The organism is Herbaspirillum sp. FG34, assembly GCF_057809315.1.
In genome coordinates this window covers 1-24,804 of record NZ_JBMDJS010000008.1, presented here as the reverse complement: position 1 = coordinate 24,804, position 24,804 = coordinate 1, and the positions used below count along the sequence as shown (strand labels likewise).

The 24,804-nt window shown below is 60.4% G+C and carries 24 protein-coding genes and 1 tRNA gene; 15 read left to right on the top strand and 10 right to left on the bottom strand.

Annotated features, from left to right (window positions below):
- The first annotated feature begins 178 nt into the window (after nt 1-178).
- Nucleotides 179-1,378, top strand: coding sequence for a hypothetical protein (locus ACODSZ_RS11905; protein WP_488927657.1), 1,200 nt, complete (start codon nt 179-181; stop codon nt 1,376-1,378).
- Nucleotides 1,379-1,461: 83 nt separating this feature from the next.
- On the opposite strand, the gene ACODSZ_RS11900 is transcribed toward ACODSZ_RS11905, so the two are convergent.
- The 5 genes from ACODSZ_RS11900 to ispB form a co-directional block, all read right to left on the bottom strand.
- Nucleotides 1,462-1,947 carry a PIN domain-containing protein gene (locus ACODSZ_RS11900; RefSeq protein ID WP_488927656.1) on the bottom strand — a complete coding sequence of 162 codons (486 nt, stop codon included), beginning with the start codon at nt 1,945-1,947 and terminating at the stop codon, nt 1,462-1,464.
- Complete coding sequence (locus ACODSZ_RS11895; protein ID WP_488927655.1) at nt 1,947-2,999, bottom strand: helix-turn-helix domain-containing protein; 1,053 nt, start codon at nt 2,997-2,999, stop codon at nt 1,947-1,949. Before ACODSZ_RS11895 ends, ACODSZ_RS11900 begins: the two co-directional genes overlap by 1 nt.
- A gap of 259 nt (nt 3,000-3,258) precedes the next feature.
- Nucleotides 3,259-3,462 (bottom strand): hypothetical protein, encoded by a 204-nt coding sequence (locus tag ACODSZ_RS11890; protein WP_488927654.1) that lies wholly within the window; start codon nt 3,460-3,462, stop codon nt 3,259-3,261.
- A 153-nt stretch (nt 3,463-3,615) separates the two neighbouring features.
- A tRNA-Pro gene (locus tag ACODSZ_RS11885) sits at nt 3,616-3,692 on the bottom strand.
- A gap of 16 nt (nt 3,693-3,708) precedes the next feature.
- Entirely contained in the window at nt 3,709-4,638 is a 930-nt protein-coding gene (gene ispB, locus ACODSZ_RS11880; RefSeq protein WP_175342997.1) for an octaprenyl diphosphate synthase, read from the bottom strand.
- 379 nt (nt 4,639-5,017) lie between these two features.
- Between ispB and rplU the strand changes: the two genes are divergently transcribed.
- The 4 genes from rplU to proB all read left to right on the top strand — a co-directional run bounded on the left by rplU (nt 5,018) and on the right by proB (nt 8,176).
- Nucleotides 5,018-5,329 (top strand): 50S ribosomal protein L21, encoded by a 312-nt coding sequence (gene rplU / locus ACODSZ_RS11875; protein WP_006713215.1) that lies wholly within the window; start codon nt 5,018-5,020, stop codon nt 5,327-5,329.
- A 48-nt stretch (nt 5,330-5,377) separates the two neighbouring features.
- A complete protein-coding gene (gene rpmA, locus ACODSZ_RS11870; RefSeq protein ID WP_013232410.1) occupies nt 5,378-5,635 on the top strand; it encodes a 50S ribosomal protein L27 in 258 nt (85 codons plus the stop codon).
- A gap of 201 nt (nt 5,636-5,836) precedes the next feature.
- Nucleotides 5,837-6,946, top strand: a complete 1,110-nt coding sequence (gene obgE, locus ACODSZ_RS11865) for a GTPase ObgE (RefSeq protein ID WP_008334622.1) — start codon at nt 5,837-5,839, stop codon at nt 6,944-6,946.
- Nucleotides 6,947-7,057: 111 nt separating this feature from the next.
- Nucleotides 7,058-8,176: a glutamate 5-kinase gene (gene proB, locus ACODSZ_RS11860; RefSeq protein WP_008334624.1), complete on the top strand. Its 1,119-nt coding sequence runs from the start codon at nt 7,058-7,060 to the stop codon at nt 8,174-8,176.
- 144 nt (nt 8,177-8,320) lie between these two features.
- Here the strand turns inward: proB and ACODSZ_RS11855 are convergent, their stop codons facing one another.
- On the bottom strand, nt 8,321-8,899 hold the full coding sequence (locus ACODSZ_RS11855; protein WP_175342905.1) for a CNP1-like family protein: 579 nt from the start codon (nt 8,897-8,899) through the stop codon (nt 8,321-8,323).
- Nucleotides 8,900-8,904: 5 nt separating this feature from the next.
- A complete protein-coding gene (locus ACODSZ_RS11850; RefSeq protein WP_008334627.1) occupies nt 8,905-9,495 on the bottom strand; it encodes an RNA pyrophosphohydrolase in 591 nt (196 codons plus the stop codon).
- A gap of 226 nt (nt 9,496-9,721) precedes the next feature.
- Between ACODSZ_RS11850 and ACODSZ_RS11845 the strand changes: the two genes are divergently transcribed.
- Nucleotides 9,722-11,449 carry a proline--tRNA ligase gene (locus ACODSZ_RS11845; protein WP_488927653.1) on the top strand — a complete coding sequence of 576 codons (1,728 nt, stop codon included), beginning with the start codon at nt 9,722-9,724 and terminating at the stop codon, nt 11,447-11,449.
- Between the two features lie 71 nt (nt 11,450-11,520).
- On the opposite strand, the gene ACODSZ_RS11840 is transcribed toward ACODSZ_RS11845, so the two are convergent.
- The 3 genes from ACODSZ_RS11840 to ffh form a co-directional block, all read right to left on the bottom strand.
- Nucleotides 11,521-11,937, bottom strand: coding sequence for a hypothetical protein (locus ACODSZ_RS11840; protein WP_175342903.1), 417 nt, complete (start codon nt 11,935-11,937; stop codon nt 11,521-11,523).
- Nucleotides 11,938-12,268: 331 nt separating this feature from the next.
- Entirely contained in the window at nt 12,269-12,721 is a 453-nt protein-coding gene (locus ACODSZ_RS11835; RefSeq protein WP_488927652.1) for an SWIB/MDM2 domain-containing protein, read from the bottom strand.
- A gap of 417 nt (nt 12,722-13,138) precedes the next feature.
- Nucleotides 13,139-14,509: a signal recognition particle protein gene (gene ffh, locus ACODSZ_RS11830; protein ID WP_008334631.1), complete on the bottom strand. Its 1,371-nt coding sequence runs from the start codon at nt 14,507-14,509 to the stop codon at nt 13,139-13,141.
- A gap of 319 nt (nt 14,510-14,828) precedes the next feature.
- Between ffh and ACODSZ_RS11825 the strand changes: the two genes are divergently transcribed.
- The 9 genes from ACODSZ_RS11825 to ACODSZ_RS11785 all read left to right on the top strand — a co-directional run.
- On the top strand, nt 14,829-15,794 hold the full coding sequence (locus tag ACODSZ_RS11825; protein WP_008334633.1) for an ABC transporter substrate-binding protein: 966 nt from the start codon (nt 14,829-14,831) through the stop codon (nt 15,792-15,794).
- 16 nt (nt 15,795-15,810) lie between these two features.
- Nucleotides 15,811-16,632 carry an ABC transporter permease gene (locus ACODSZ_RS11820; protein WP_008334639.1) on the top strand — a complete coding sequence of 274 codons (822 nt, stop codon included), beginning with the start codon at nt 15,811-15,813 and terminating at the stop codon, nt 16,630-16,632.
- A gap of 1 nt (nt 16,633) precedes the next feature.
- On the top strand, nt 16,634-17,455 hold the full coding sequence (locus tag ACODSZ_RS11815; RefSeq protein ID WP_488927651.1) for an ABC transporter ATP-binding protein: 822 nt from the start codon (nt 16,634-16,636) through the stop codon (nt 17,453-17,455).
- Between the two features lie 136 nt (nt 17,456-17,591).
- Complete coding sequence (locus ACODSZ_RS11810) at nt 17,592-18,404, top strand: cytochrome C assembly family protein (protein ID WP_008334647.1); 813 nt, start codon at nt 17,592-17,594, stop codon at nt 18,402-18,404.
- A complete protein-coding gene (locus ACODSZ_RS11805) occupies nt 18,401-18,700 on the top strand; it encodes a PP0621 family protein (RefSeq protein ID WP_008334650.1) in 300 nt (99 codons plus the stop codon). The genes ACODSZ_RS11810 and ACODSZ_RS11805 overlap by 4 nt, the downstream gene beginning before the upstream one ends.
- 2 nt (nt 18,701-18,702) lie before the next feature.
- Nucleotides 18,703-19,326, top strand: coding sequence for a 1,6-anhydro-N-acetylmuramyl-L-alanine amidase AmpD (ampD, locus tag ACODSZ_RS11800; protein WP_175342899.1), 624 nt, complete (start codon nt 18,703-18,705; stop codon nt 19,324-19,326).
- A 398-nt stretch (nt 19,327-19,724) separates the two neighbouring features.
- Nucleotides 19,725-22,709 carry a ribonucleoside-diphosphate reductase subunit alpha gene (locus tag ACODSZ_RS11795; protein WP_175342898.1) on the top strand — a complete coding sequence of 995 codons (2,985 nt, stop codon included), beginning with the start codon at nt 19,725-19,727 and terminating at the stop codon, nt 22,707-22,709.
- Nucleotides 22,710-22,920: 211 nt separating this feature from the next.
- The gene (locus tag ACODSZ_RS11790) at nt 22,921-24,087 is read left to right on the top strand and encodes a ribonucleotide-diphosphate reductase subunit beta (protein ID WP_008334654.1); all 1,167 of its coding nucleotides are present in this window, start codon (nt 22,921-22,923) and stop codon (nt 24,085-24,087) included.
- A gap of 503 nt (nt 24,088-24,590) precedes the next feature.
- Nucleotides 24,591-24,804: hypothetical protein (locus ACODSZ_RS11785; RefSeq protein ID WP_488927650.1), on the top strand; the 214-nt coding region annotated here is incomplete at its 3' end.

The window sequence follows — 24,804 nt, the reverse complement described above, 5'->3', positions numbered from 1 at the left end:
ATTCGAGAGTCGGAATTCCCCGTCCCGTAGGCACTTTGCGACAAGTGGGTGTTACTGGTGGATGTATGTAGTGTAGCAGTTATGCGGGACGTGCGACACCTACACCACCGCATGTTTGCTCGGAGAAGCATTTGCCTCTAAGCTCAACCATTCAGTGAACTACGGAGCAAGGAGCGCAATGTTTGACTCAATTGTGTTTAAGAATGCTGTCGCACCCGGCCCGCTCGTAGACATCGGGGGAGTCGCGGAAGCATTACTCTTTTACGGGCGTGTCGCTCTGGTCGGAAATACCGCAACACTGAAAGATGTATTAGGACGCATCCCTCCGTATGTACTGCTTTCCTTGATGCAAAATAAGCGCATTGAGGTCTACTACGTATCCGACCAACTGGGCGTCGTTTCCACGCCGCAAAGCGACGGGCGTTCCCTTCAGGGATTGGTTCGTTTCTCGTCCCCAGACCACACCCTTGAAAAGGTCGGTGCAAGTACGTTCAAGGAAGCTGCTGGCGCAACAAGCCAAGCGAAGATTGGGGCCAGCAGGTTCACCAAGCTCCTGCGGCCAATCGATTACATAGGGTTCGATCAGCTTTCTGTGCTTCAAGCACTCACCGACAATGCCGCGACCCTAACATCCGTCAAATCACTTATTCAGACAATTGCCCCGGGCTTTCCAATACCACCCGACCTACGATTTAACATCGAACGAGAAGCCGGCGGATTGTTTGTTGATACGAATATAGACTTCACGCGGCTCAATGCTGAATATCATCGGACGGTTCCCCCATCACATTCATCTGTGACGGAGTCGTATATTCTGGCACTGCTGCAAGGTGCCTATGAGGCAACATACCTCGCTGGGACGCTAAATTCGGAGATCGCCGTTCAAGCCGTGGAACGTGTGGTCCAGGCAAAAGCCGTCGAAGCGATTGTCAACAGACGCGCCAACAGTGAGCATCAGATTGCGTCCTTCACCGAACTCACACTCGCCAATGGGCACTCGATCAGAGAAGCAGTTAACTCTGGAGCTGTCCCGTTCGCCGCCGTGGTCAAGCTACTGGATGCAGCCGATAAATTCCGGCACTGGTTGCATCAACAACCTGCTGATGGCAACCTCGTGAGTGCGTATTACCGTGAAGTTGTAAAAGATTCATGGGTCGAGAAGCTTCCATCCAAGTCTGTCCGCTGGGGTTTATTTACGTTGGCTGGAATGTTAATCGACGCGAACGTTGGTGGTGTGATTGGCACAACCGCAGGCGTAGCTGTCAGTGCCGTGGATTCATTCTTGCTCGATAAACTCATAAAGGGCTGGAAGCCCCACCAGTTTATCGAAGGTGAATTCAGATCATTGTTTGCACCAGAAGATCGGAAACAACGGTAGCTGCCGCCTAAAATTTGATCCAGATTTTTGCGGGGGCTAATGCGCCGCTGACCTACTCCCCGACCTGAAGGCAAGGGAGGACTTCAATTCCAATGCTCGAACCTAATCCTGCATTCTGCTGCCGGAAGTCGAGCATTGTTGTTCAACATCGTCTGCAGAGCTGCTGCCGCTCGATTTTGGGGCACTACCTTGTGCGCAACTAACTGGTCCAACAGCCAAAGTGCACCATGAACTTGGACAGACTCGTTTTTTGCCAGTGTCCGCAATTTCCCATCACCTGTCAGCAATGGCATTTGCCTTTCTTTCGCAAGGTAATAACAAGACATGTCCGCAAGAGATGGATTGTTGTGCTGCTGCGTGAGCTGTTCTAACTGTTGAATCTCTTCTCCGCTGAGAGGCTCAATTATCAGTCCTAGCTGAATTAATGGTATTAGGTTCGGTTCGTCCAGTTCAAAGGTCACAAACTCCGTACAGCATAATGAGAACGGGAGTTTGAAGAGTTCATTAAGGAGAGAGGCGTGGTGAAAATCTATCCAGATGTTTGTATCTGAAATATAAACCTTTGCCATCAGCCCTCCATGGCCAATGGATTAGCGTTCTCAACAGCAGATATTGGACGTTGCAGAAATTCGGCTGCACGAGAAAGAGTAATCAGACCTTCGGCAAGACCTCGGTAAACCAGAGAGGAGAACCTCAGAGGGTTTTCGCAAGGCATAGCTTCAGGCTCTGCAGTTTTCCATCCTCTTCTTGCAATATCAATGTTCAGCGCCTTGTAGCTTCCGTCATCAATAATGTGCAGGTCCTTCAATCGTCGTAGGGCGACCTGCATCGATACTCCATATCCACGCTTTGCCAACATCAACTCCTGCAACAGCACGCTTCGACGACGTCCGCCAAAATCAGCTTCGACGCGCTCCTTTGGATACAGAAGGGCGCCAGCAAATCGGTGGCAGCAAAGCTCTTGCTCTTTTTCGGGCATGTCCTCAGGTAATGCCATTATCCAGTGACCTAACTCGTGCGCTGCGGTGAAGCGCTGGCGCTCTCCTGCTCGCCTCCTATTTAAAGCGACCAAGACATGTTGTTGGTCTTTAGTGGCGACGCAGGCTCCGTCAAAATCATCAACTCCCTCAAGCAACGCTACCTTGATACCGTGCTCCTCAAGCAATTCGGTCAAGTTCGCAATGGCATCATTTCCAAGACACCACTCTTCGCGCAATTGTGAAGCAGCAGTTTCTGCTTCGTCTCGACTATTGACTCGAATTGAGCCGGCATGGCTCGGCTTCGAGTTTTTCTGTACAGAAGCGAAAATTTGCTCCAACGCGATGTAGCGTTCCAGGTGGTCGCGTGCTTGTTCAATGACCACTTGCTGGTCACGTTTTGGCATTTTGGATAGTTTGCGGAATTCGACCGGCGCGAGTTCAGTCGTGTCAGCCCGGAAGAAGTATTCGGGTTTCACATTCAGTGCTTTGGCGAGCTGGAGAATACGGGTTGAGTTGGGTAAAACGTCACCCTTCTCGAACTTGCTCAAAGCCTGCTTTGAGATATCCCCCATGAGCTGCGCCAAGGCCTCTAGACTCAGCTTGCGCAGTAGTCTGGCGCGTTGGATTCGATTGCTAATCATGAGTGGCTCCTTGTGGTTGACAAAATATATTTTTTCATTATTTTTGTCAACTAACGGCTGTGCCGACGCTCGGTGTCCTCTGCCGCTCGAGCTGACTTGCCCTTGTGCTTGGGCCCTTCTTCTTCCATGTAACGGCGGATAAGTTGAGCGAAAATGACCTGGTGCGCCTTGGTGTAGTCGATGAGCAGCCCTTGCCGACGCTCGGATTCAATACGGGAGATGCAGTCCTCGGCCTCTTGGGGCGAAGCAGCTTTAAAAATCAGTGGGGGCGGTGCCCCTTTTCGCGGATGCGGACGGTGAGGGCGCCTTCTAGTTGAGTCGGACGGGGCGTGGGCCGTTGCTTTTTCAGCTCTGCGCAATACGACTTCGCTTGAGCTAGCTGGTTGAAGGGGAAGCTCTGTTGGAGGTCTGTGCGATTCTTGACGGTGACGAGATAGTTGCTGCGGTTGCTGATATTAGCCATGATGGGGTCCCCAAAGTTGGGAAACCTGTGAAGAAAATGGTTTTATCCATTCGTCATATGGGCACGCAGGTCTGCTAGTGGAGCAGATGCCGACTAGAAAGCAAAAAGCCCAGCGTTTGCTGGGCTTTAAGTCCTTGAATTTCAAGGTAATTCTGGTCGGGGTGAGAGGATTCGAACCTCCGGCCTCTACGTCCCGAACGTAGCGCTCTACCAGGCTAAGCTACACCCCGTCGAGTGAGATCTAAGTCAGTGATTTCGATCTACTGCGAAAGCCGATAATTCTAACAGGGATTTTTTGAATTGGCTATCCGGAAGTGAAATAATTGCGTCCGCAGCCCGTCGCGCAGCGATTTCCGCCTGTTCGCGCGTATAGGCCAGGGCGCCGGAATGGGTGATGGCCGACAGCACTTCGTCGAAATGCTGCTCGTCACCATTCTCGATGCAGGTGCGCACCAGCTCGCGTTGCTGCGGCGTGCCATGCTGCATCAGCCAGATCAGCGGCAGCGTGGGCTTGCCTTCGCGCAGGTCGTCACCGACGTTCTTGCCGATCTCGGCGCTGTTGCCGGAATAATCCAGCACGTCGTCGATCAGCTGGAAGGCGGTGCCGATGGAGCGGCCATATTCGCCAGCGGCTTCAATGCCCGCCTCGTCGGCGCCGGCAATGAGCGCACCAATCTGGCTGGCCGCCTCGAACAGCTTGGCGGTCTTGGAACGGATCACCTGCAGGTAGCCAGCCTCGTCCACATCCGGATTGTGCATGTTGAGCAGCTGCAACACCTCGCCCTCGGCGATGACGTTGGTGGCATCGGCCACGATTTCCATCACGCGCGGATTGCCTACCGCCACCATCATCTGGAAGGCGCGCGAATACAGGAAGTCACCCACCAGCACCGAGGCCGCATTGCCAAACATCGCATTGGCGGTCTGCTTGCCACGACGCAACGACGATTCGTCGACCACATCGTCATGCAGCAGGGTGGCGGTATGAATGAATTCGATTACCGCCGCCAGCGCATGATGATGCTCGCCCTTGTAGCCGAAGGCATTGGCAATGAGCACGACCAGCACCGGGCGCAGGCGCTTGCCGCCCGCACTGATGATGTATTCGGCGACCTGGTTGACCAGCGGCACTTCCGAATACAGCTGCCGACGGATGACTGCGTTGACCGCCTCCATGTCGGCGACGATCGGATGCAGGATGGTTTGTTGCGAAGCGGTTTGTACGGCGGCAGACAAGGCGGAACCTGTGGGAAATGGTTATTGCCCGGATTATACGACGACAAGGCAGTGCCACGCCAAAGTGCCTCAGACCAGATGATGCCGCTTTTGCCTTGTCGAAATGAAAACATGCGTCCCGAGCGGGGTGGCTGACAGGGGCGCCCCTGTTCCTTGTCCGCCCGGAAACTCTGTTGTACAGAGGCCCGGCAAAGTGTCAAGTCTTTTGACCGTGCAGCTAAGTGCCTGTATAATTTGCGGTTTTCCTGTTTCGCCATGGGTTTTTGACGGGCGCGGCAAGGGAAAAATCGTTCTTATTCATTCATTCGTGAGGTTTCACATGTACGCGGTCATAAAAACCGGCGGCAAACAATACAAAGTTGCTGCTGGCGAAAAACTCAAAGTAGAACAGATACCGGCTGACATTGGCTCCGAAATCACTTTGGATCAAGTGCTCGCAGTGGGCGCAGGCGAAACCGTGAAGTTCGGTGCGCCGCTGGTCGCAGGTGCTACGGTGCTGGCTACTGTGGTAGCACAAGGTCGCCATGACAAGGTCCGCATCTTCAAGATGCGTCGTCGCAAGCACTACCAAAAGCGTCAAGGCCATCGTCAGAACTACACCGAACTGCAAATCGTCTCGATCAACGCTTGAGCGTTGACCCGAACGAACTGCTCATCCAAAGTCATCAAGGAGTTTTAAATGGCACACAAAAAAGGCGGCGGCACTACGCGCAACGGCCGTGACTCAGAATCGAAACGCCTGGGCGTCAAGGTTTATGGCGGCCAAGTGATCAACGCTGGCGGCATCATCGTCCGTCAACGCGGCACCCGCGTCCACGCTGGCGAAAACGTCGGCGTCGGCAAGGACCACACCCTGTTCGCCCTGAAGGACGGCAAGGTCAAGTTCGTTGTCAAGGGCCTGCAACAGCGTCAATACGCTACCGTCGTTCCGGCGTAAGCGTTCCTGTCATCCGGGTTCGCCCGGAACCAGGCATAAAAAAGGCTCTGCCGGTGGTGGAGCCTTTTTGATTTTTGAAGAGCCGTCAACAAAGCGCCGAGCCTCGGCTTGCATGGCAAGTGCAGGGGTGGGGCCTGACCCTGACCGGGCAGGTATCGACGTTTTGTTAGCGGCTCCCATGTCCCATGAGGCGTCCAAATCATGAAATTCATCGACGAAGCACGTATTGAAGTCGTGGCAGGCGATGGCGGCAACGGCGTCGCCAGCTTCTGCCGCGAGAAATTCCGCCCCTTCGGCGGTCCCGACGGCGGCGACGGCGGCAAGGGCGGCACCATCTGGGCCGTGGCCGACCGCAACGTCAACACCCTGATCGACTACCGCTACGCCAAGCTGCACCGTGCCGGTCGCGGCGAGAACGGTCGTGGCTCGGACTGCTACGGCAAGGGTGCCGATGACGTCTACCTGCGCATGCCGGTGGGTACGCTCATCGTCGACATCAACACCGGCGAGCACATCGCCGACCTGACCTTCCACGGCCAGACCGTGATGCTGGCCAAGGGCGGTGAGGGCGGCTGGGGCAACATCCACTTCAAGACCTCGACCAACCGCGCCCCGCGTCAGAAGACCGAAGGCAAGGAAGGCGAGCGCCGCGAACTGCGCCTGGAACTGAAGGTGCTGGCCGATGTGGGTCTGTTGGGCATGCCCAATGCGGGCAAGTCGACTTTCATCACGGCCGTCTCCAACGCGCGTCCCAAGATCGCCGACTATCCCTTCACGACACTGCACCCCAATCTGGGTGTGGTGCGCGTGAGCCACGAGAAGAGCTTCGTGATCGCCGACATTCCCGGCCTGATCGAGGGGGCTGCCGATGGTGCCGGTCTGGGCGTGCAGTTCCTGCGCCACCTGCAGCGTACCGGTCTGCTGCTGCACATCGTCGACCTGGCGCCCTTCAATGATGAAGTCGATCCGGTCAAGGAAGCCAAGGCCATCGTCCAGGAACTGAAGAAATATGACCAGTCCCTGTTCGACAAGCCGCGCTGGCTGGTCCTGAACAAGCTGGACGTCGTCCCCGAGGCCGAGCGCGCCAAGCGGGTGAAGGATTTCGTCAAGCGCTTCGGCTGGAAGGGCCCGGTCTTCGAGATCTCGGCCCTGAACCGCGATGGCTGCGAAGAACTCATCAACGAGATCTACAAGTACCTGGAAACCAAGCGTGCCGAAGAGCACCGTTCGGAAGAAACCCAGATGACCGAGGAAGCCCGCGCCATCTCCAGCATCGATCCGGACGATCCGCGTTTCAAGGTCCTGGACTGATTCCTCTCTTGCGTAGCCCCTGCCGGGGCTGCGCGCGGGGGCGGTTCGGGCTATCATCTCTGCCTGTCGGAATTTCCTCCCGCTCCCAGAAGAATCAGAACCCGGAACACTATGCAATCGGTCATTCAACGCGCCAAGCGACTCATCATCAAGGTGGGCTCTTCCCTGGTCACCAATGATGGCAAGGGCCTGGACGCCAACGCCATCGCCCGCTGGGCCGAACAGATCGCGCAACTGCGCGCGCTCGGCAAGGAAGTGGTGCTGGTCAGCTCCGGCGCGGTCGCCGAAGGTATGCAGCGTCTGGGCTTCGACAAGCGCCCGACCGGCATCCATCACCTGCAGGCTTGCGCCGCCGTCGGGCAGATGGGCCTGGCGCAGATCTACGAAACGAGTTTCCGCAAGCATGACCTGCACACTGCTCAGGTGCTGCTGACCCACGCCGACCTGGCCGACCGCGAACGCTACCTCAATGCCCGCTCCACCCTGTTCGCCCTGTTGCAACTGGGGGTGGTGCCGGTCATCAACGAGAATGACACGGTGGTCACCGATGAAATCAAGTTCGGCGACAACGACACCCTGGGTGCGCTGGTGGCCAACCTGATCGAAGCCGAAGCGCTCATCATCCTCACCGACCAGCCGGGCCTGTTCACGGCCGATCCGCGCAAGGATCCGACGGCTACCCTCATTTCCGAAGCGCGTGCCGGCGATCCGTCGCTGGAGCTGATCGCAGGCGGTACCGGTACCGGCATCGGCCGTGGCGGCATGCTGACCAAGATTCTGGCGGCCAAGCGCGCCGCCACCTCCGGCGCCCATACCGTGATCGCCTGGGGCCGTGAAGAGCAGGTCTTGACGCGCCTGGCGGCCGGTGAAGCCATCGGCACCCAGCTCAATGCCGAGACCGCGCAACTGACCGCGCGCAAGCAATGGATGGCTGACCACCTCAAGACCGCCGGTCGTGTGGTGCTCGATGCCGGTGCGGTGCAGAAGCTGAGCCTGGAGGGCAAGTCCCTGCTGCCCATCGGTGTGGTGGAAGTGTCGGGCGAGTTTGGCCGGGGCGATGTGATCACCTGCGTGGACGAGAGCGGTCGCGCCATCGCCCGTGGCATGAGCAACTACAACAGCTCGGATGCGCGCCGCATCATCCGCCATCCATCTGCCGAGATCCAGGCCATCCTGGGCTTCGTCGAGGAACCGGAACTGGTGCATCGGGACAACCTGGTGTTGCTGTGACGGCGCCGCGCCGACCTGCGTCGGATGGATGATTCATCGCCTATCGTATAAATCATTTATACGATATAAATGATGTAAATGATGTAAAGAAAAACGCGGCCGAGGCCGCGTTTTTTGTTGCCCGGTCCGGGCTCCTTGAGGCAATCAGCGACGCACCGGATCGAGGCGGGTCTGGGACTTCAGGCGGCTGAGGATGCTGCTGAGGTTCTCATTGTCGGCGATCATCTTGCCTTCGCAGAAATAATCCCTGAACAGCGCACCGTCGATGCGATTGACGCCAATATCGCGAATCGGCTGCCATTTGTCGCGGCGCGAGCGTGACCATGTGCCATCCGGGTGGCCGAAGGCGTAGGTCTTCTTTTCCCAGGTCTCGCAGCGCATGCCTTCGTAGATCACGTTCACCGCACCGCCTTCGGTCTTGGTCACGACCGTATAGCGCACCACCTTGTCGGTACCGATGGAGACCGAGTTCAGGTCGACATAGGCCTTCATGGTGGCTTGCGGGCTGAGGTAGAACTCGGCCAGGTTCTTCTCCTGCGGTGTGGGAGGCAGATGCACGGCGATTTCCTGCCAGGGCTTCTCCTCGTCGTCGAATTCTTCATCGAAGCTCTGCGCCAGCGTGCTGGCGCAGACCGCCAGCAGCGAGCAGGCGAGGACGGCGCGGCGCAGGCTGCGCAGGGTGAACGGGGAACGTTGGGTGTCAGCGTGCTGGGAAGAGGGCATGGAACTCACTTGGTTTCGGGCGTGCTCGCGCCGTTGCAGGACTGGCCTGTGGCGGCCTGGCCCGGATTTTTGTGGGGATGCGCAAGGCGTCCGGCTTGCTCGGCGCGGCGCTGGCCGTGCGCTGGCCGGTTCAGGAAGCGCGACAATTCCTGCAGTGCCTGCTGGTAGACCTCGCGTTTGAATTCGATGACCACGTCCAGCGGCACCCAGTAGTCATGCCAGCGCCAGGCATCGAACTCCGGATGCGAGGTGCCGCGCAGGTTGACATCGCAATCGCGCCCGACCATGCGCAGCAGGAACCAGATCTGTTTCTGGCCGCGGTAATGGCCGCGCACTTCGCGCTTGATGAAATGGTCGGGGACTTCGTAGCGCAGCCAGTCACGGGTGCGGCCGATGATCTTGACGTGCTCGGCACGCAGGCCGATCTCTTCTTCCAGTTCCCGGAACATCGCCTGTTCGGGGGTCTCGCCGTGCTTGATGCCGCCTTGCGGGAATTGCCAGGAGTGCTCGCGTACGCGCTTGCCCCACCACACCTCGTTATTGGCGTTGAGCAGGATGATGCCGACGTTCGGGCGGAAGCCTTCTCGATCCAGCATGGTGATCCTCAAACTTTCTGCGGCTGGAAGTCCCTTTCAGGCAGGCTCGTGCGACTGCGGGCATACACGGAAAACCGGTACGCCAGGCGGGTCAGGAGCAATCACATCGATGCACGGATGTCATTGAAACTGGGAGCAAATCTGCAAAGAAAGGGCGCATCAGCCAGCTAATCCTTTAAAATTGGAATGATTATAACCCTCCTCTTTTTAAAAAGAACCGACCGTCATGCGCGCCTCACGTTTTTTTATTTCCACCCTGAAAGAAGCCCCTTCCGACGCTGAAATCGTGAGCCACAAGCTGATGATGCGCGCCGGCATGATCAAGCGTCTGGGCGCCGGCATCTACACCTACATGCCGATGGGGCTGCGCGTGATCCGCAAGGTCGAGGCCATCGTGCGCGAGGAAATGAACCGCGCCGGTGCCGTCGAGCTCCTGATGCCGGTGGTGCAGCCAGCCGAGCTGTGGCAGGAAACCGGCCGCTGGAACAAGATGGGCGCCGAGCTCATGCGCGTGAAGGATCGCCATGGCCGCGACTTCGCCATCCAGCCGACCTCGGAAGAAGTGGTCACCGATGTGGCCCGCACCGAGCTGCGCAGCTACAAGCAATTGCCGGTCAACTTCTATCACATCCAGACCAAGTTCCGCGACGAGCGCCGTCCGCGTTTCGGCCTCATGCGCGGCCGCGAATTCACGATGAAGGATGCCTACTCCTTCGACCGCGATGTCGATGGCTTGAAGAAGTCCTACCAGGCCATGTATGACGCCTACGTGCGCATCTTCACCCGCTTCGGCCTGGAGTTCCGCGCCGTGGCAGCCGACAACGGTGCCATCGGCGGTTCCGGTTCGCACGAATTCCACGTCATCGCCGCCACTGGTGAAGACGCGCTGGTGTATTGCCCCACCTCCGATTACGCCGCCAACATGGAAGCGGCCGAAGCGCTGCCCGTGGACAGCAGCCGCGCTGCCGCCACCCAGGCGCTGGAAAAGACCGCCACGCCCGGCAAGTCCAAGTGCGAGGCCGTGGCTGAACTGCTGGGCCTGCCGCTGGCACGTACCGTCAAATCCATCGTGCTGGCAGTGGACAACGAAGATCCGGCCAAGAAGGAAATCTGGCTGCTGCTGCTGCGCGGCGACCATGAGCTCAACGAAGTGAAGGCCAGCAAGATCCCGGGCCTGTCCACCTACCGCTTCGCCAACGAAGCCGAAATCGTCGAGTGGTTCGGCACGCCGCCGGGCTACCTGGGCCCGATCGGCACCAAGAAGCCGGTCAAGGTCGTCGCTGACCGCACGGTCGCCAACATGGCCGATTTCGTCTGCGGTGCCAACGAAGCCGATTTCCACTATACCGGCGCCAACTGGGGCCGCGACCTGCCCGAGCCGCTGGTGGCCGACATCCGCAACGTCGTCGAAGGCGATGCCTCGCCGGACGGCCGTGGTGTGCTGGCGATCCAGCGCGGCATCGAAGTGGGTCACGTGTTCCAGCTGGGCACCACGTATTCGGAAGCGATGAAGGCGACCTACCTGGATGAATCCGGCAAGCCGCAACCGCTGGTGATGGGCTGCTACGGCATTGGCGTCACCCGTATCCTGGGCGCGGCCATCGAGCAAAACTTCGATGATCGCGGCATCATCTGGCCGACCTCGATTGCGCCCTTCGAAGTGGTGCTCTGCCCCATGGGCTATGACCGCAGCGAAGCTGTCAAGACCGAGATCGACAAGCTCTATGCGCAGTTGAGCGAAGCCGGTGTGGACGTGGTGCTGGACGACCGAGGCGAACGTCCGGGCGCCATGTTTGCAGACTGGGAGCTGATCGGCGTGCCGCATCGCATCGTGGTGGGCGACCGTGGCCTCAAGGATGGCAACATCGAATACCAGGGGCGTCGTGATACCGAAGCGACCCAAGTGCCGCTGGCCGAGGCGCTGGCCTTCATTCGGGGTAAGCTGGCCGCCTGATCTTTCCAGAGGTAGCAATGACAAAGGCGGGCGCCATGGGCGTCCGCCTTTGTTTTTGGGGAGGGATCGGCTTACCTGGCCGGTACGATGGTCACGGTCTCGCGCAGGATACCGCCCGAGGCGACGCTACCTTCGCTGCTGCCCTGGCCATTGACGCGTTTTTCGCAATCGATGCGATCCGACTGCGGCAGGCCTTCGCAGCGACGCAGGGCGTTTTCCTTCAGTTGCGCCGGGCTCGGGTCGGTCAGCGTGCCGCGTGCGGCGGCTTGCTGGGCGGCGCCGGCTTCACGCAGGCAGGTGGCGCGGTCCTCGGTGGAAGCACCGCTCTTGCAGGCGGCGATCTGTTGCTGGTATTCCGAATTGCCGGCCTTGCCGGCGGCAAATACGTGCGAGGCGCCGCCCAGCGCCGCCAGGCCGATCACGAGGGCGCTGGCCGAGCGCAGCAGTTGGTGGCGCAAGGATGCGTTGGGCGCGGTTTGGTTTGGCATGGTCATTTCCTTTCTCTTGGTCATGAGCGTCCAGGCTCATCAGTGGATGGCACAGGGGTAGACCCGGTTGACGGTTTTCGGTTCTTTTATTCAGTTCTGCGGGAAGCCATATGATCGGGAAAGTTTGTTACCAGGCTTTGCGGCCTCTGCCCCATCACGCAGAACCGCCATGATAGGCGCTTGCAGGCCGGGCCGCCATCAGAGAAGCGCCGCAAGGACCGTCAGACAAGAGGAAAACCCGACTGCGCCTGAAACATCCGGAAACAAAAACGCCCGCATGGCTTCTGCGGGCGTTTTTGTTTGCAAGTCGCTTGCAAACCGCGGGCGTCGATCAGCTCAGGTGAGCCGAGATCAGCTTGGTCATTTCGAACATCGTGACTTGCTTCTTGCCGCCGAAGATTGCCTTGAGCTTGTCATCGGCATCGATGTTGCGCTTGTTTTCGGCGTTTTGCAGCTTGTGCTTCTTGATGTATTCCCACACCTTCTTGGTCACCTCGGTGCGCGGCAGCGGCTTGGCGCCGACCACTTCGCCCAGGGCTGCCGATGGGGTCAGCGGCTTCATGAAGGCGGCATTGGGAGTACGTTTTGCGGCGGGCTTTGCTGCGGCTTTCTTGGGAGCGGCTGCCTTGGGGGCTGCCTTCGGTGCGGCTTTCGGCGCTGCCTTGGCGGCCGGTTTCGCTGCGGCCTTGGGGGCTGCCTTGGCAGCAGGCTTGGCGGCTGCTTTGGCGGCCGGTTTTGCTGCTGGCTTCTTTACTGCGGCTGCTGCTTTTTTTGCTGTGGCCATCGGAAAGACTCCTCACAAGAATGAGATGAATGCGTCATTTACGCACCGCTAATAGTGGTGCTGTTTGCACGGCCACGCAAGTATTTTTTAGTGGATTTTCCTGCGAATGCGCCAGGAAACAACGAGCCACCCCCATCCGCCGTCAAGCCGCGCCGGTAAAGGGATCGCGGCGGATCACCGGCGTCCGGGAAAGGACCGCTTTCGGGACTGCGAAGGCGATGCAAAAGCGATGAAAGAAGGGCATGTTTTCATGAGTCGCAAGCGGGCAGAAAATCGCATCCGCGAGCGCCGGGTCAGGCCAGGAAAACGGGGGGGTAATAGCGAAGGGGGGGCGGGACTGCGGCGGCAGAGGTGCCGCCGGAAATCTTGCAGCAGATGCGCAAAGCCTTTCCCAGCAAGGCTTTGCGACCGATGCCGTCAGCGCATGCCGCCGGGCAGCATGCCCTTCATGCCGCGCATCATCTTCATCATGCCGCCGCCCTTGAGCTTCTTCATCATCGATTGCATCTGCTCGAACTGGGACAGCATGCGGTTGACTTCCTGCACCTGCACCCCGGCACCGGCGGCGATGCGGCGCTTGCGGGTGGCCTTGATCAGTTCCGGCTTGGCGCGCTCCTGCGGGGTCATGGCGTTGATGATGCCTTCCATGCGGCGCACCTGCTTTTCGGCCTGGTCCATGTTGGCGTTGCCGGCAGCGGCCTGCATCTGGGCCGGCAGCTTGTCCAGCAGGCTGGTGAGGCCGCCCATCTTCTTCATCTGCGACAGCTGCGCCTTGAAGTCATTGAGGTCGAACTTGCCGCCGCCCTTGATCTTGTGCGCCAGATCCTGCGCGGCTTCCATGTCCACACCCTTGCGCGCTTCTTCCACCAGGGCCAGGATGTCGCCCATGCCGAGGATGCGGTTGGCCATGCGCGAAGGGTCGAAGGCTTCCAGGCCATCGAGCTTTTCGGCCACACCGGCGAACTTGATGGGCTTGCCGGTGATGTGGCGCACCGACAGCGCAGCACCGCCGCGCGAGTCGCCGTCCAGCTTGGTGAGCACCACGCCGGTCAGCGGCAGGGCATCGTTGAAGGCCTTGGCGGTGTTGATGGCGTCCTGGCCCAGCATGGCGTCGACCACGAACAGGGTTTCGATGGGCTTGATGGCGGCGTGCACGGCGCGGATTTCATCCATCATGGCCTGGTCGATGCCCAGACGGCCGGCGGTGTCCACGATCAGGACTTCGTGGTGGTGCTTCCTGGCGTAGTCCAGCGCGGCCAGGGCGATGTCGACCGGCTTGTCGGTCGGCTGGCTGGGGAAGAAGTCGGCACCGGCCTGCCCGGTCACGGTCTGCAACTGGCCGATGGCGGCCGGGCGGTAGACGTCGGCGGAGACGGTCAGCACCTTTTTCTTCTTGTTCTCGCGCAGGTACTTGGCGAGCTTGCCGACGGTGGTGGTTTTACCGGCACCCTGCAGGCCGGCCATCAGGATGATGGCCGGCGGCTGGGTGGCAAAGTTCAGTTGCGAGGCTTCGGCACCGAGGTCGGCCCCCATCAGGCTGGCCAGTTCGCGCTGGACCACGCCCACCAGCGCCTGGCCGGGGGTGAGCGAGCCGATGACCTCTTCGCCCATGGCTTTTTCCTTCACCTTGGCGATGAACTCGCGCACGGCCGGGAGGGCCACGTCGGCCTCCAGCAGGGCCAGGCGCACTTCGCGCAGCATCTCGGCGGTATTGGATTCGGTCAGTCGCGCCTCGCCGCGCATGGTTTTGACGACTTTGGCGAGGCGTTGGGTCAGGTTGTCTAGCATGGTGATATCTGCAAATAGGTGGATGGCCGCAGGCCGGGACGAAACGGGCAGGCGCGGCGGCGGGCAATCCTGCATTCTAACCGATCAGACCTGCTGCGCCCCCGCCGGCGCGTGCGGCCCAGATGGGGGGGATACGTAAAATTAACAGCTTGTACAGCCCGCGCTCTTTGTGTATACATGGGCGCTGAATTTCCAAGCGCACAGAACAACCAAGGTCCCCTGCCACGCAGCAGGGGCCAACGCCAGAGAGACTGCCGGCCCCGCACTGCTGGCGCCGGCGCGCCGTATCAACAACGATACACACAAGAGGAGAGTGGAAATGCAAAAGCAAAAGCAATGGATCGCCCTGGCCCTGCTGGCAAGTGCCGGCTTCTCGGCCGCCAGCCATGCCGCCGATGACGTGATTCGTCTGGGCAACCTGAAGTTCGCCCACTATGGCGCGGTGTCCTATATCAAGGAGATCGCTCCCAAATGCGGCATCAAGGTCGACGAGAAGGTCTTCGCCAAGGGGCCGGACGTGATGCAGGGCATTCTGGCCGGGGAGCTGGATGTGGGCACGACCGCGTCGGAAGCTGCCATCTCGGGACGCGCCAACGGTGCGCCGATCTATGTGGTGGCCGGTTTCGCCAAGGGCGGCGCGCGCCTGGTGGCGGGCAAGGATTCGGGCATCAAGTCGGTCAAGGACCTCAAGGGCAAGAAGGTCGGCGTGACCCGTGGCGGCATCCATGAAGTGCTGCTGGACGCCGAACTGGGCCAGAACGGCCTGTCGCCCAAGGATGTGACCATCGTCTACCTGGCCTTTGCCGACCTGAACCAGGCCCTGCTGGGCAAGAACATCGACGCCATGATGCAGAGCGAGCCGCAATCCTCGCAGGCCATCAACAAGGGCTTCGGGGTGGAAGTGATGAAGCCCTACGACACCCCCATCGGCGAGCCCTACCGCACCATGGTGATGACGGAAAAGTTCTATACCGAGAAGCGTCCACTGGCCGAGAAGTTCATGCGCTGCTTCCTGGAGGCGACCAAGACCTTCATCGACAAGCCGGAAGTGGCCGAGAAGTACGTGCGGGAAGTGATCTTCAAGAACCAGATCACCAAGGAAGACTTCTATGACGCCATCGGCAATTCCCCCTACGCCTACGACATCACCCCCGAGCACATCCAGGTGACGACCGACACCATGGCCAAGTATGGCACCGGCAAGATGGCCAAGCCGCCCGTGGCCAAGGATTGGGTCAGGACCGATCTGCTGGAGCAGGCCAAGAAGAGCATGAACCTGAAGTAAGCCGGGGGAATCTCGCATGGCAAAGCAAAACAAGGGCAGCTTCCTGCAGGGGCTGCTGGTGCCGATCCTCGTGATCGCCTTGTGGGAGGGGGCGTCACGGGCAGGCTGGATCAATCCGCAGATCCTGCCTTCGCCCTGGGCGGTGCTCAAGAAATGGGTGGAATACGCCACCCCCCTGAAACCCTATGATCCGCAGGAGGGCAGCTGGCTGGCCTGGGCCTTCTCGGGCGAACTGATCATGGATGCCATCGGCAGCCTGTACCGGGTGGTGGCCGGTTTCCTGATCGGTGCCGGGCTGGCCCTGCCGCTGGGCTTGCTGATGGGTTCCAGTCAGCGCATTTACGGGCTGATGAATCTGACCGTCCAGGTGATCCGTCCGATTCCGCCGATTGCCTACATTCCGCTGGCCATCCTCTGGTTCGGGCTGGGCAATCCACCGGCGCTGTTCCTGATCGCGCTGGGGGCCTTCTTCCCGGTGCTGATGAACACCATCGCCGGGGTGCGCCAGGTCGACAGCATCTACCTGCGCGCCGCCCGCAACCTGGGGGCGAGCCAGTCCACGCTGTTTCTGCGGGTGATGCTGCCGGCGGCGGTGCCCTACATCCTCTCGGGGGTGCGCATCGGCATCGGGACCGCCTTCATCGTGGTGATCGTGGCCGAGATGATTGCGGTGAGCAATGGCCTGGGTTTCCGCATCATGGAGGCGCGCGAGTATTTCTGGTCGGACAAGATCATCGCCGGCATGATCACCATCGGCCTCTTGGGCCTGGCGATCGACCTGGGCATGAGCCGCCTCAACAATTACATGCTGCGCTGGCATCGCGGACTGGAGAACTGAGATGAACCAGGCAATCAATCAGGCCAATGCCTTGCCCCGTATTCGTATACAGGGCGTGCAGAAGGTCTTCAAGACCGATGACCGCGAGGTCGTGGCCCTCAAGGACATCAACCTGGACATCCCCGATGGCCAGTTCGTCTGCCTGCTCGGCCCCTCCGGTTGCGGCAAGTCGACGCTGTTGAACGCCATCGCCGGCTTCGCCCTGCCGTCGTCGGGCCAGATCCTCACCGACGACAAGGTGGTCAGCGAGCCGGGGCCGGACCGTGGCATGGTGTTTCAGGAATATGCGCTCTTCCCCTGGATGACGGTGGAGCAGAACGTGGCCTTCGGGCTGGAGATCAAGGGCCGGCCCAAGGCCGAAATCCACCAGCGCGTCACGCAACTGCTGGACAAGCTGGGCCTGATCGACTTCAGCACCCGTTTCCCCAAGGACCTCTCGGGCGGCATGCGCCAGCGCGTGGCCATTGCCCGGGTGCTGGCACTGGATTCGCCCATCATGCTCATGGACGAGCCCTTTGGCGCCCTCGATGCCCTGACCCGCCGCAACCTGCAGGACGAGTTGCTGCGCATCTGGGACGAGTTCAGGAAGACCATCGTCTTCGTCACCCACAGCATCGAGGAAGCCATCTACCTGGCCGACCGCATCGTGGTCATGACCTACCGGCCCGGCACGGTCAAGCGCGACATGCTGGTGAACCTGCCGCGCCTGCGCGATCCGGCCGATCCCGAGTTCAATGCCTTGAAGCGCGAACTGGGTCAGCTGGTGATGGAGGAGCAGCAGCGCCATCACAACGCGGAGATGAAGTCGGCCGCCGTCGACTGAGGCGGTTTCGTCCTGCGGCAATGCCGCTACCGACACGGCAGGCACGCCCTGCCGTGTCGCTTTTGACGGGGACGATTCGCCTGCGGGCTGACCCGGCGCAAGCGGACGGGGCACCGAGATAGTGTAAACTCGGGTGATGCAAACTTATTTTTTCATCCTGGCTGCGCTGCTCTATCTGGGCTGCGCCTTCATGCCTTCGCAGCGGCGCGTGCCGATTTCGGCGGGCATCGTGGTCGGCTGGGTGCTGCATGGCGGGGCGCTGCTGTCGGACATGTTCGCGCCGGAAGCGCTGCGGGTGGGCTTTGCGGTCATGCTGTCGTCCACGCTGTGGATTTCGGTGGCGGCCTACTGGCTGGAAAATCGCAATTTCTCGCTAGACAGCATGCGCGTGCTGGTGCTGCCGGTGGCCGCCGTGGCGGTGGTGCTGCCCAGCATCTTCCCCGGCAACATGGTGGCGCTGGCCGGCAAGTCCGACTGGTTCCTGGCGCATATCGCCGTCTCCATCCTGGCCTACAGCACGCTCACCATCGCCGCCTTCCATGCGGTGCTGATGGTGCTGCAGGAGTCGCGCCTGCATACCCGCCCCGGTCCGGCGGCGCAGTCCAGCTGGTTCGGACTGGCGCTGGATCGCCTGCCGGCGCTCTTGACCATGGAAAAGCTGCTGTTTCGCCTGATCGCCTTCGGCTTCAGCTTGCTGACGCTGACGGTATTGTCGGGTGTCGTCTTTTCCGAGCAGTTGTTCGGGACACCGTTGAAGTGGGACCACAAGACGATCTTCACCATGCTGTCCTGGCTGCTGTTCGGCCTGCTCCTGGCCGGCCGTCGCTGGCAGGGATGGCGGGGGCGGACCGCGCTGAGCTTTACGCTGGCCGGTTTCGCCATTCTTTTATTGGCTTATGTGGGCAGCCGGTTCGTGCTTGAAGTCGTGCTGCATCGGGTTCTGACATGAAATATCTGATCTGGCTGGTCGTGCTGCTGGCCGTGGTGGTGTGGCTCCAGCGCGCCAAGAAATCCATGCTGGCCGGCAGCGACCCTGCCGCCGAGCGCAATGCCAACGCAGGCGAGCCCGAGCCTGGCATGCCGCGCCCCAAACCTTCGCGTTTCCGCCGCCGTGGCGACAGCAATGTCGAGACCATGGTGCAGTGCGCCCATTGCGGCATCCATTTCCCGTCCTCCGAGGCGGTGGTGCATGCCTCCGGCGCGCACTACTGCTGCGAAGAGCATCGCCGCCTGGCTTCCTTCTGAGCATGGACACCACCCCGTCCGAGCTCGACGCCTGGATCATCGATGGCGACGGCTGGTGCGATCACGCCCGCCGCGAAGCCTCGCCCAACTGCGACGAGCGTCCCGAGGGCGTGGCCGCCGAGCTGCTGGTGATCCACAACATCAGCCTGCCGCCCGGTGAGTTCGGTGGCCCCTACATCGCCGATCTGTTCTGCAATCGGCTCGACTTCGACGCCCATCCCTATTTCGACCAGTTGCGCCCGTTGCGGGTCTCGGCCCACTTCCTGATCCGTCGCGATGGCGAGGTGGTGCAGTTCGTAGCCGCGCATCGCCGTGCCTGGCACGCGGGCGTGTCCAGCTTCGAGGGGCGCGAGCGCTGCAATGACTTTTCCATCGGCATCGAACTGGAAGGGACCGACTTCGAGCCCTTCACCGAGGCCCAGTATACGGCCCTGGTGGCACTATCCCAGGCGCTGGCAAGACGCTACGGCCTGAGCGCCGTGACCGGTCACGAGCACATCGCGCCGGTGCGCAAGACCGATCCGGGCCCCTTCTTCGACTGGGCAGGCTATCACAACAAAATGGCGGAAATAATGAATACGGCGCAATTGCGCTTCCCTCTTGGCCTTCACAAAAGTCAAGCTTGAACGGCAGAAAAATTCTCGAAATAGCGGTTGCATCTGCCCGGACCCGCTACTAGAATTAGTCCCAATCGATGTTTTGATACTAGATGTAGTGCTCAGTTGAACTTATTGTTGTATTCGGGTCTGCACCCACAGCAGGCCCGTTCCAGGCAGTGCTTCAGAAGGTACCAGACCCGCGAGGCAGTAACCAAGTACGACAACGCCCCCGGTTCTCCTTCTTTTAAATCCGTTCCACACATCAGTTTCAAGCAGTTTTGCGTCAGCATGAATGTCCACGCAAGGGACAGTCATTGTGGGGCGCTTCTGTCGTTCGCCGGTCCGTGCAGTACGGTTCCGATGTAGTTATTAGCAACGCAGGCGGCAACCCCCGGCCGCCTGTCCCATGTACCCCAGGAGGCTAAGTGCGCTCAACCCAAGAAATGTCCGTCAAATCGCCCGCCCCGTTTGGCACGTCCGCCGAGCTGGAAGGCTCCGCCGAAGGCCAGTCCATCGTGTCCCAGACCGCAGGCCTGGGCGAGTACCGCATCATCCGCCGCAATGGCGCCGTGGTCGGTTTCGAGCCCTCCAAGATTTCCATCGCCGTGACCAAGGCCTTCCTGGCCGTCAACGGTGGCCAGGGTGCCGCCTCGGCGCGCGTGCGCGAGATGGTCGAGCAACTGACCACCAACGTGGTGTCGGCGCTGGTGCGTCGTCAGCCCACCGGTGGCACCTTCCATATCGAAGACATCCAGGACCAGGTCGAGCTGGCCCTGATGCGTTCGGGCGAGCATGACGTCGCCCGTGCCTACGTGCTCTACCGTGCCAAGCGCATGGAAGAGCGCGCCCAGCAAGGTGCCGCCACCAAGACCGAGGTGGCCGCACCGCAGCTTCACGTGACTGAAGATGGCCAGAGCCGTCCGCTGGACATCAATGAAGTGCGCTCCCTGATCGCCGCCGCCTGCGTCGGTCTGGACGCGCACGTGGACGCCGAAGCCATCCTGGCCGAGACCGTCAAGAACCTGTACGACGGTGTGCCCGTCGAAGAGCTGTACAAGTCCGCCATCCTGGCTGCCCGCGCGCTGATGGAGAAGGACCCTGCGTATAGCCAGGTGACTTCGCGTCTGCTGATGCACACCATCCGCAAGGAAGTGTTCGGCAAGGAAGTGGCTCAGGCCGATGCGCCCGCCGAATACCTGGAATACTTCCCGCAATACATCAAGAAGGGGATCGACGCCGAGCTGCTCGACACCAAGCTGGCCCAGTTCGACCTGGCCAAGCTGGCAGCCGCCATCAAGCCCGAGCGCGACCTGCAGTTCGGCTACATCGGCCTGCAGACCCTGTATGACCGTTATTTCCTGCACATCGGCGGTACCCGCATCGAGATGCCCCAGGCGTTCTACATGCGTGTGGCCATGGGCCTGGCACTGAACGAAATCGACCGCGAAACCCGCGCCATCGAGTTCTACGACCTGCTGTCGTCGTTCGACTTCATGAGCTCGACCCCGACCCTGTTCAACTCGGGCACCCAGCGTTCGCAGCTGTCCTCCTGCTACCTGACCACAGTGGCCGACGACCTCGACGGCATCTACGAAGCCATCAAGGAAAACGCCCTGCTGGCCAAGTTCGCCGGCGGCCTGGGCAATGACTGGACCCCGGTGCGCGCCCTGGGCGCCCACATCAAGGGCACCAACGGCAAGTCGCAAGGCGTGGTTCCCTTCCTGAAGGTGGTCAACGATACCGCCGTGGCAGTCAACCAGGGTGGCAAGCGCAAGGGCGCAGTGTGCGCCTACCTGGAAACCTGGCACATGGACATCGAGGAATTCCTCGAACTGCGCAAGAACACCGGCGACGACCGCCGCCGCACCCACGACATGAACACCGCGAACTGGATTCCCGACCTGTTCATGAAGCGCGTGATGGAAAAGGGCGAGTGGACCCTGTTCTCGCCCTCCGACACCCCGGACCTGCACGACAAGTTCGGCCGTGCCTTCGAAGAAGCCTACACCGCCTATGAAGCCAAGGCTGCCCGTGGCGAGCTGAAGCTCTTCAAGAAGGTGCAAGCCAACGACCTGTGGCGCAAGATGCTGTCGATGCTGTTCGAAACCGGCCACCCGTGGATCACCTTCAAGGATCCCTGCAACATCCGCTCGCCCCAGCAACACGTGGGCGTGGTGCACAGCTCCAACCTGTGCACCGAGATCACCCTGAACACCAACGAGAGCGAGATCGCGGTCTGCAACCTGGGTTCGGTGAACCTGCCGGCGCACCTGGTCAATGGCGAGCTGGACCATGCCAAGCTGCAAAAGACCATCCGCACCGCCATGCGCATGCTGGACAACGTCATCGACATCAACTACTACGCCGTCAAGAAGGCACGTGATTCCAACCTGCGCCACCGTCCGGTGGGCATGGGCATCATGGGCTTCCAGGACTGCCTGCACATCAAGCGCGTGCCGTACGCCTCGATGGACGCCGTCGAATTCGCCGACCGCTCCATGGAAGCCGTCTGCTACTACGCCTACATGGCCTCGACCGAACTGGCTGAAGAGCGCGGCCGTTACGCTTCCTACCGCGGTTCGCTGTGGGATCGCGGCATCCTGCCGCAGGATTCCCTGAAGCTGCTGGCGCAAGAGCGCGGCGGCTACCTGGAAACCGACACCACCGAGACCCTGGACTGGGCCGCCCTGCGTGCGCGCATCGCCGAACACGGCATGCGCAACTCGAACTGCGTGGCCATTGCGCCGACGGCGACCATCTCCAACATCATCGGTGTGTCCGCCTGCATCGAGCCGACCTACCAGAACCTGTACGTGAAGTCGAACCTGTCGGGTGAGTTCACCGAAATCAACGAGTACCTGGTGCGTGACCTGAAGGCCCGTGGCCTGTGGGACGAAGTGATGGTCGCCGACCTCAAGTATTTCGACGGCAGCCTGGCCAAGATCGACCGCATCCCGCAAGACCTGCGCGACATCTACGCCACCGCCTTCGAAGTGGATCCGTCCTGGCTGGTGGAAGCCGCCTCGCGTCGCCAGAAGTGGATCGACCAGGCCCAGTCGCTGAACATCTACATGGCCGGTGCCTCCGGCAAGCGCCTGGACGAGACCTACAAGCTGGCATGGCTGCGCGGTCTGAAGACCACCTACTACCTGCGCACCATCGGCGCCACCCACACCGAGAAGTCCACTTCCCGTGCGGGCGCACTGAACGCAGTGGCTGTCGATGGCGGTGCCGGCAGCATGGCCTCGGCCTCGGGCAATGCGGTTCCCGCTGCGCCCATCGCCTCGGCCGCCGCGGCATCGGCTGCCTATGTGATGCCGAACCCGGGTGCTTCGATCGAAGCCGACGGTCCGGTCTGCACCATGCGTCCGGGCGATCCGGGCTTCGAAGAGTGCGAAGCCTGCCAGTAAGCAATCCGGGTGGGGCCCGGGCGGCCTGCTGATGAGGATGATCAAGGTCATCCAAGATGACGGCAGCACCACTGTCTGATGTCCCACCCACCCTAGCCGGCGCATCGCGGTGAACTTCACCGGATGCGCCGTTGTCACCTGATAGATACCCGCCGCGCCACGGTCATCCGACCTCGCCGGCAGCGACCGATAAAGTAAAGAGGAACCACAGATGCTTTCTTGGGATGATGAAGTCAAGCAAGCGCCCCAGGCGCCGCGTACCCCCAACCTGCAGCCGCAACTGCAACCGGCCTTTGGTCAGGCCAATGCCGCGCTGAACCCGGCGCTGATGGCCGGCAACAGCGAGCAGGTCGACACCACCCGTCGCGTCAATGCCGCCGACAAGCGCATCATCAACGGCCACACCGACGTCAACCAGCTGGTGCCCTTCAAGTACAAGTGGGCCTGGGACAAGTACCTGGCCGGCTGCGCCAACCACTGGATGCCGCAAGAGATCAACATGCAGCGCGACATCGAGCTGTGGAAGAACCCCAACGGCCTGACCGAAGACGAACGCCGTCTGGTCAAGCGCAACCTGGGCTTCTTCGTCACCGCCGACTCGCTGGCCGCCAACAACATCGTGCTGGGCACCTATCGCCACATCACCGCACCGGAGTGCCGCCAGTACCTGCTGCGCCAGGCATTTGAAGAAGCGATCCACACCCACGCCTACCAGTACATCGTTGAATCGCTGGGCCTGGATGAAGCCGAGATCTTCAATGCGTATCACGAGGTCGCATCGATCCGCGACAAGGACGAGTTCCTCATTCCCTTCATCGATACGCTGACCGATCCCGAGTTCAAGACCGGCACGATGGAGAATGACCAGAAGCTGTTGAAGTCCCTGATCGTCTTCGCCTGCATCATGGAAGGTCTGTTCTTCTACGTGGGCTTCACGCAGATCCTGGCACTGGGTCGCCAGAACAAGATGATGGGCGCGGCCGAGCAGTACCAGTACATCCTGCGTGACGAATCGATGCACTGCAACTTCGGTATCGACCTGATCAACACCGTGAAGATGGAGAACCCGCACCTGTGGACGCCTGAGTTCCGCGACGAAATCAAATCGTTGTTTTTACGCGCGGTGGAGTTGGAATATCGTTACGCAGAGGATACAATGCCGCGAGGCGTGCTCGGGTTGAACGCTACCATGTTCAAGGGCTACCTGCGATTCATCGCAAACCGCCGCGCACAGCAAATCGGATTGGACCCGCTGTTCGCACAAGAAGAAAATCCGTTCCCGTGGATGAGCGAGATGATCGACTTGAAGAAGGAGCGCAACTTCTTTGAGACCCGCGTCATCGAATACCAAACCGGGGGCGCACTGAGTTGGGAATGATGTGCAGTCTTGAAGTTCTCTTCATCGAGACATGATGCACAACAGGAGCCGGGTAGCTTGCAAGATGCCCGGCTGCTGAAACGGAAAAGGCCTACGCCAAATTAATGAATAGTCAGAGACCGAATCCATCTTCTCTGTTATCGCCGCTTAACCCCATCTTGTCGGGTCAGGCGGCTTTTCCTTTGAAAAACACCAAGGTTTTTCAGGAACGCGATTCCGACGCTAGCGTTTGAACACGCTGGCGTTTTTTTTGGTGTCGCGCCTGCTCCCGTAGTCGCATCTTCCTGCGCCATCGCGCGGGCACTACCGGAGGGGCGTCGCCAAGATAGCTGAAGCGCTGCATAGGTGAGGGGATGCAGCAGTTCAGCTGGTGCCGAATTCATTAGCGCAAGCCACAGGCGGCTTGTGCCGATGAATAGCTCGCCCGCGTCATCGCGATGTCGCGTGCGGGTTGCTTATATCAAGCTTGATTTTTTCCATTCACGTGAAGAAGGAGAAACAAAATGGCAACAGCAGCAAAGAAGACCGCGGCGAAGAAGCCGGCGGCAAAGAAGGCGGCAGCCGCCAAGGAAACCACCAAGAAGGTAGCAGCGCCCAAGGCCGCAGCCGCCAAGAAGACCGTGGCCAAGGCCGCCGCCAAGCCGGCAGCAGCCAAGAAGGTTGCAGCACCGAAGGCAGCAGCCAAGAAGGTTGCAGCACCGAAGGCAGCAGCCAAGA

Excerpts from the sequence above, each read along its gene's own strand:
- ACODSZ_RS11905 (WP_488927657.1), top strand. The coding sequence starts at position 179 with ATGTTTGACTCAATTGTGTTTAAGAATGCTGTCGCACCCGGCCCGCTC.
- ACODSZ_RS11900 (WP_488927656.1), bottom strand. The coding sequence starts at position 1,947 with ATGGCAAAGGTTTATATTTCAGATACAAACATCTGGATAGATTTTCAC.
- ACODSZ_RS11895 (WP_488927655.1), bottom strand. The coding sequence starts at position 2,999 with ATGATTAGCAATCGAATCCAACGCGCCAGACTACTGCGCAAGCTGAGT.
- ACODSZ_RS11890 (WP_488927654.1), bottom strand. The coding sequence starts at position 3,462 with ATGGCTAATATCAGCAACCGCAGCAACTATCTCGTCACCGTCAAGAAT.
- ispB (WP_175342997.1), bottom strand. The coding sequence starts at position 4,638 with ATGGAGGCGGTCAACGCAGTCATCCGTCGGCAGCTGTATTCGGAAGTG.
- rplU (WP_006713215.1), top strand. The coding sequence starts at position 5,018 with ATGTACGCGGTCATAAAAACCGGCGGCAAACAATACAAAGTTGCTGCT.
- rpmA (WP_013232410.1), top strand. The coding sequence starts at position 5,378 with ATGGCACACAAAAAAGGCGGCGGCACTACGCGCAACGGCCGTGACTCA.
- obgE (WP_008334622.1), top strand. The coding sequence starts at position 5,837 with ATGAAATTCATCGACGAAGCACGTATTGAAGTCGTGGCAGGCGATGGC.
- proB (WP_008334624.1), top strand. The coding sequence starts at position 7,058 with ATGCAATCGGTCATTCAACGCGCCAAGCGACTCATCATCAAGGTGGGC.
- ACODSZ_RS11855 (WP_175342905.1), bottom strand. The coding sequence starts at position 8,899 with ATGCCCTCTTCCCAGCACGCTGACACCCAACGTTCCCCGTTCACCCTG.
- ACODSZ_RS11850 (WP_008334627.1), bottom strand. The coding sequence starts at position 9,495 with ATGCTGGATCGAGAAGGCTTCCGCCCGAACGTCGGCATCATCCTGCTC.
- ACODSZ_RS11845 (WP_488927653.1), top strand. The coding sequence starts at position 9,722 with ATGCGCGCCTCACGTTTTTTTATTTCCACCCTGAAAGAAGCCCCTTCC.
- ACODSZ_RS11840 (WP_175342903.1), bottom strand. The coding sequence starts at position 11,937 with ATGCCAAACCAAACCGCGCCCAACGCATCCTTGCGCCACCAACTGCTG.
- ACODSZ_RS11835 (WP_488927652.1), bottom strand. The coding sequence starts at position 12,721 with ATGGCCACAGCAAAAAAAGCAGCAGCCGCAGTAAAGAAGCCAGCAGCA.
- ffh (WP_008334631.1), bottom strand. The coding sequence starts at position 14,509 with ATGCTAGACAACCTGACCCAACGCCTCGCCAAAGTCGTCAAAACCATG.
- ACODSZ_RS11825 (WP_008334633.1), top strand. The coding sequence starts at position 14,829 with ATGCAAAAGCAAAAGCAATGGATCGCCCTGGCCCTGCTGGCAAGTGCC.
- ACODSZ_RS11820 (WP_008334639.1), top strand. The coding sequence starts at position 15,811 with ATGGCAAAGCAAAACAAGGGCAGCTTCCTGCAGGGGCTGCTGGTGCCG.
- ACODSZ_RS11815 (WP_488927651.1), top strand. The coding sequence starts at position 16,634 with ATGAACCAGGCAATCAATCAGGCCAATGCCTTGCCCCGTATTCGTATA.
- ACODSZ_RS11810 (WP_008334647.1), top strand. The coding sequence starts at position 17,592 with ATGCAAACTTATTTTTTCATCCTGGCTGCGCTGCTCTATCTGGGCTGC.
- ACODSZ_RS11805 (WP_008334650.1), top strand. The coding sequence starts at position 18,401 with ATGAAATATCTGATCTGGCTGGTCGTGCTGCTGGCCGTGGTGGTGTGG.
- ampD (WP_175342899.1), top strand. The coding sequence starts at position 18,703 with ATGGACACCACCCCGTCCGAGCTCGACGCCTGGATCATCGATGGCGAC.
- ACODSZ_RS11790 (WP_008334654.1), top strand. The coding sequence starts at position 22,921 with ATGCTTTCTTGGGATGATGAAGTCAAGCAAGCGCCCCAGGCGCCGCGT.